We start from the raw sequence: 4804 nt of genomic DNA, 5'->3' as shown, positions 1-4804 counted from the left end.
AATTTCATCGAACAAAATTACAAAGATGAGTACAATGAAGTTTACGAAAACGATGGAGATACAAGCGAATTTGTATGGCAAGTCTTTGAAAACAAAGTTACTGAAGAACAGTTCAAAGAGTTGCTTGAACAACTTGAAATCACTTATACTGAATTTGATCCAGAAGAAGAACTTGCAAAATGTATCTCAAACAAAGAACGTAAGTCAAACTTCTACGGCGACGGATTGAAAGTTATCGCTGAATATCTCGAAAGTATTTCTCATGAAGATGCACTTGCAGTAGTTACTTATTACTATTTCTATTTCGGATATGGTTATGAAGATCAACTCATCTCAGATATTAAAGATGACCAAGAAGATGGTGTAAAATTTGAACACGTTGAACGTGCTGAAACTATTTAATAAACAAATAACCCCCTCAAAAAATGAGGGGGTTTGTAAGATAAATAAGGCGGCAGAGTAACCGCCTAGAAGGAGTATAACATGAAAGTAGATACAAAGCAAATCGAGTGGTTATTGAAAAATGCTAGTGGCTACCAGATTGCGAAAATTAGTGGGATTCCGCAACCCACAATTTCTGCGCTAGTAAACAGTAAAAGAAAGATTGAGAATCTCACAATAGAGACTGGTCACAAATTGACTGAACTTGCAAACAAAATGCAGAAAACATCTTAAAAGCCTATTTTATGGCTTTTTTTATTTGTAAAAAATATTTATTTGTTGCAAGTTATGACTCTCAAGAAGACATAGACCAAAAAAGCATACAAAAAAGGTTCTAGCTTAGCCAAAACCTTTTAAGTTTGTAAACGTATAGTTCTTCCCTTCGGGCCTAAATAAGTTTAGGCTGCCTTAGCTTCACTTTCTTTCCGCAGATTCCAGTTAGCCTTAGCTTTCTTGTTAAAAACAAAGGACTCCAAACTGTCCTATAAATACATATTATCATTTCAAAGCTTGTGTTTCAAGCTTTTTAATAACTTTTTTGACTTTATTCGTCTTATTATACTTGAGTTTGATCTCTAATTGTTCAACAAATTTCATTGGACTATTAAATAAAACTCTTTCCCCTGGTTTCTGATAACTAGTATATCGCAAAGTCTCAAAATCTTTTGTCAATATTAAGAACTCGTCACCCAACCCAAGAACCAGACTGGCTATCCTATTAAACCAATTTTTTTGGTGCTCCTGTAGTTTATGTATGATATAGCGCTTTTGAGCCAATAATTTCTTATAGCGATTGCTATAATACCATGTTTTCTTCTCCTTAATCATTGACCCATCTTCATTGTAATTATCAGGGTTGTTAGACTTTAAGACACTAGACATTTTTAAGTCTAGCGTGGTTATCTTATCAGCATATCTCTGATAATCTTTCAATTCATATACCAGATTATCTCTGCCCTCTTTTTCCAACTCAATTCTATCCAAACTAACATGAATTTTAATAAGGCCTGTTTGACCATCTATTTGGTCATATCTATAAGGTTCTCCGTCAAAAACCAAGAGAGCATAATATTGCCAACGGTTGTATTTGTCTAATTCTCTTGTGATTCCGTGCATAGCTAATCGCTGCGTGGTCAGAGCATAACTCAAACGTTTTTCATCATTTCCTTTAAAATCAAAAGGAATGAAAATCTTATCTTTCTTCCGACCTTCATATAGACCCGTATAAGCCACGTTCTGATTCATCTTTCTAAACCAAATTGTCTTGAAATTGGATTCTTTAGGTACACGTAGACGATTAATTGACCTAGACTGACTACGACGCTTTAAATAACCATCTTTAGTCTCTTGTATGATTCTCTCAAAGGTTGACCAATTCACTATCCCTTTTTTGTTATATTGCTCATACATATTACTTGCTTGTCCATAAGCCTTATAGTCTATATATTTATTATTTGCTAAGCCATAATGTGCATTGAGTTTAGCCCAGGCAAGCATTATTCTTCTTTCTTCTTGCTCGTATTCCTTTTGTTGGTCTTTACTCAATTCTTTTATAGCTTGTTGTTCCTTGATAAAACAACGGTGCCTTACAGCTAGTTCATGATACTCTGGAGATTGCTGCCGTCTATACTCCTGTCTATTGAACCATTGAACAACTTCTCTTTTTAATTTATAAGCATGTTTAAATACTTTCTCTAAACGCCCATTATGAGCCTGTGATAGTTTTATTTTAAGTGTATAGCCCATTCGTACCTACCATTCCTTTAAGATGTTTAGAGGCTAAATTAAGCCCTTTAKAATTGATTCCATTTATTCAACTAGACCTATTAAAATTCTCCATTTCTCTTTTTCTTGCTGTATGCCTCTAAAGCCTTACGAGCTAATGGATCAAATTCAAAGAGAAATTTGGAACTCACTTGGTAGAACTCTTCATCAAATTCTATCTCAGTTAAATTCTCATTCACGCGCCCGATAAGGTCATAATACTTCTGGTTCTGATTATCATTTTTGACAAAGCACTCTTGCGCCTTATCCCATGTCAAAAGCTCAAAGTCTCTAAAGTCCAGATTTAGTAAACCTACAAACTTGCCGATGTAGTATTTCTGAATGTAAGTCTGGTAGCCTATCTCATTAATAGCAATCTCTTTCAAGCCAAACTTAACCTGTTTGCCTCGTACGTCATGCGTTGTCTTGCCTTTATACGAATAGACTTTAGCTGTGAAGCCTATCTCAGCTCCAATGGTCAATGGATAGCGCTTATCAGCATTAAACACGCTCATTTCAGCAATATCCACCCAGATATGATTATCTATGACTTTATCCTTGCGAACTTGTCCTGCATCATAGAAAGTCGCTGACTGCTCTTCTGGATTCTMAACTTTCAATAGACTGATTTTGTAGGTTGGATCCAGCAGCAATAAGCGTTCTGTTTCCTTACCGTTTTTATAAAAGGTACGAGTACCCCCTACAATGGCCCGACAGTAAACATATTGGCCGTCTGCCTCTGCCAGAAAGAGCCTAGACTTTGGTTTAGACTGGTTATGCTCCTCTTTAAGTCGCAGMAAATGATCAAAGCCCCGAATCACTGTTCCTAGGAAGTAATCATACATTCTAGCTTTTGTTCCCAAATCTTCCAGATGATCTGCTCTATCACGGATAAAGACTTCAAAATCCATTTCTGATTTAAAGCCTTGGAATTGCGCGTGCTTTCGTAGAAAATTCTTTTTCTTTATTTTTTTCATACATTATCCTAAAAAAGAGCCTAGAGGGATTTCTAGGCTCAAAGGCAGGCCTGCTTTTCGTCATCACCGTTTTTGAAAGGAGTTCCACCTGCCTTATGATTAAGTATAGCAGAATAACTAAAGATTTTCTACTGACTTTTAATCCGTTCTTCTAATTGCTCCATATACTTTTCCAAAGTTGGATTGATTAGCTTATCAGCGTATTCCTCTATCTCTTTCTGGCTCCTTTCTTCAGGGGCCATGTTTAGCTCAAAGGCAACCCCATATAAAAGCAGGTAGTTTTGAAAATCTACAAATTTCTCCACGATGTCTACATAGTCAAACCCATATGTTGTCACACCTGTCGTTGTCTTTTCGTGTTCGACTGGGATAGAAAATATATCAAAATCCAGTTTGTAGGAAATTTTCTTTCCTGGTTGATTCACATATTCTTTAACAATCATGATTATTCTCCTTTTTTACACTTTCTTGCTCTTTCCACCCTAACCAAAAATATAGTAAAATCACTACCAGAGCAAAGACACTAAAGATTAGGGAGCTGTTTTTATTTAACGCTCCAAACAACCAAGCTACAGCGTCAATCAGCACACTCAAAATTTTATCTAACATTTCCATGCTTAACTTCTACTCTCCTTTATCAATGGCCTTAGCATAGTCCTCTTGCCATTCTTTTGAATAAACTTGCTCAGTTCCATTTTGATACAAAGCAAAAGCAACTGATGGATCGCTAATATTTGACTTCTTAGAAAATTCTTTGAATGACATTCGCTCACTGATAGGACTTGTTTCATAACGAATATCTACTGGCCAGCCTCCAGAAAGTTTTACTAGTTGATAGTCCTTTTCATCTTCCACAAAACGAGCATTTTGAGAATAAGATACTCCTTTCGCCTTTTGTCGTGCAAGGAAGTTCTCTACTCGTTGCTGCTTAGTTGTCCAAGTATGCTGACTTTTACTTGTCTTTTGAAAAGTCAGTAAAGACAATCCCAGAGTAGTTGCTAACAAAATTGCTAGAAATATTTTCTTTTTCATATCTACACTCCTTCTAATTGTTTCAGATATTCTTTTTCTGTCTGGTACTGATAAGGGTCAGAGATTTCCATTGTCTTAGTGACATCATCATTATAACAATTTTCATCTTCGTCATAGACGTGATATTCAAAAACACCAATTTCTGTTTTACTTGGGACTAGTGCTGTAACTGAGTAATAGTGATGATCTTGATAAGACTTATCCCAGTATGTATTCGGGTGATGACCTACTGGTTTTGTTTCATCTATCTGTCCTTCATCATCTGCTTCGTACAATGGCCCTGCGAGCCTATGAAGTTCATAGCTAGGCAAAATAATTGCCCCACGTTCAATAATTTTTTCCCATTCTTCTTTATTCATTCCGTTCACCTCGTTTCAGTGCTTTCTTCGCTTTCGGTTGTCAAAATAGATAACTTGCGGTTGACTAATCACCTTAACATTATCTAAAGGTTCTCCTGATATTCAAACACTTCCTTTTAGAAATTGATCCAATTCTTCTTGGCTGATGCGGCCTTGCTCAATCAATTCTTCCACAAAGTTTTCGATTTTAAATAGCTTGTTTAAATAGCTATTCGGCAGAGTTGCCATTGT

At 36.0% G+C, this 4804-nt stretch carries 8 protein-coding genes; 2 read left to right on the top strand and 6 right to left on the bottom strand.

Annotation, left to right across the window (positions count from 1 at the left end; all coding sequences use genetic code 11):
• The coding region (locus K4I03_RS10070; RefSeq protein ID WP_227965137.1) for a hypothetical protein at positions 1 to 402 on the top strand (402 nt) is incomplete at its 5' end.
• An 81-nt stretch (positions 403 to 483) separates the two neighbouring features.
• The gene (locus K4I03_RS10065; RefSeq protein ID WP_227965135.1) at positions 484 to 675 is read left to right on the top strand and encodes an XRE family transcriptional regulator; all 192 of its coding nucleotides are present in this window, start codon (positions 484 to 486) and stop codon (positions 673 to 675) included.
• Between the two features lie 264 nt (positions 676 to 939).
• Here the strand turns inward: K4I03_RS10065 and K4I03_RS10060 are convergent, their stop codons facing one another.
• The 6 genes from K4I03_RS10060 to K4I03_RS10035 all read right to left on the bottom strand — a co-directional run bounded on the left by K4I03_RS10060 (position 940) and on the right by K4I03_RS10035 (position 4573).
• Positions 940 to 2187, bottom strand: a complete 1248-nt coding sequence (locus K4I03_RS10060) for a hypothetical protein (protein ID WP_227965133.1) — start codon at positions 2185 to 2187, stop codon at positions 940 to 942.
• 80 nt (positions 2188 to 2267) lie between these two features.
• On the bottom strand, positions 2268 to 3182 hold the full coding sequence (locus K4I03_RS10055) for a hypothetical protein (RefSeq protein WP_227965131.1): 915 nt from the start codon (positions 3180 to 3182) through the stop codon (positions 2268 to 2270).
• Positions 3183 to 3310: 128 nt separating this feature from the next.
• Positions 3311 to 3625, bottom strand: a complete 315-nt coding sequence (locus tag K4I03_RS10050; protein WP_227965129.1) for a hypothetical protein — start codon at positions 3623 to 3625, stop codon at positions 3311 to 3313.
• Complete coding sequence (locus K4I03_RS10045; RefSeq protein ID WP_227965127.1) at positions 3615 to 3797, bottom strand: hypothetical protein; 183 nt, start codon at positions 3795 to 3797, stop codon at positions 3615 to 3617. The genes K4I03_RS10050 and K4I03_RS10045 overlap by 11 nt, the downstream gene beginning before the upstream one ends.
• Positions 3798 to 3806: 9 nt before the next feature.
• Positions 3807 to 4214, bottom strand: coding sequence for a hypothetical protein (locus K4I03_RS10040; RefSeq protein ID WP_227965125.1), 408 nt, complete (start codon positions 4212 to 4214; stop codon positions 3807 to 3809).
• Between the two features lie 2 nt (positions 4215 to 4216).
• A complete protein-coding gene (locus K4I03_RS10035; RefSeq protein ID WP_227965123.1) occupies positions 4217 to 4573 on the bottom strand; it encodes a hypothetical protein in 357 nt (118 codons plus the stop codon).
• Positions 4574 to 4804 lie beyond the last annotated feature (231 nt).

The organism is Streptococcus sanguinis (assembly GCF_020729725.1).
Lineage (GTDB): Bacteria > Bacillota > Bacilli > Lactobacillales > Streptococcaceae > Streptococcus > Streptococcus sanguinis_V.
The sequence above is the reverse complement of the archived record's forward strand: the minus strand, read 5'-3'. Positions and strand labels throughout refer to the sequence as shown.

Excerpts from the sequence above, each read along its gene's own strand:
- K4I03_RS10050 (WP_227965129.1), bottom strand. The coding sequence starts at position 3,625 with ATGATTGTTAAAGAATATGTGAATCAACCAGGAAAGAAAATTTCCTAC.
- K4I03_RS10040 (WP_227965125.1), bottom strand. The coding sequence starts at position 4,214 with ATGAAAAAGAAAATATTTCTAGCAATTTTGTTAGCAACTACTCTGGGA.
- K4I03_RS10060 (WP_227965133.1), bottom strand. The coding sequence starts at position 2,187 with ATGGGCTATACACTTAAAATAAAACTATCACAGGCTCATAATGGGCGT.
- K4I03_RS10065 (WP_227965135.1), top strand. The coding sequence starts at position 484 with ATGAAAGTAGATACAAAGCAAATCGAGTGGTTATTGAAAAATGCTAGT.
- K4I03_RS10035 (WP_227965123.1), bottom strand. The coding sequence starts at position 4,573 with ATGAATAAAGAAGAATGGGAAAAAATTATTGAACGTGGGGCAATTATT.
- K4I03_RS10045 (WP_227965127.1), bottom strand. The coding sequence starts at position 3,797 with ATGGAAATGTTAGATAAAATTTTGAGTGTGCTGATTGACGCTGTAGCT.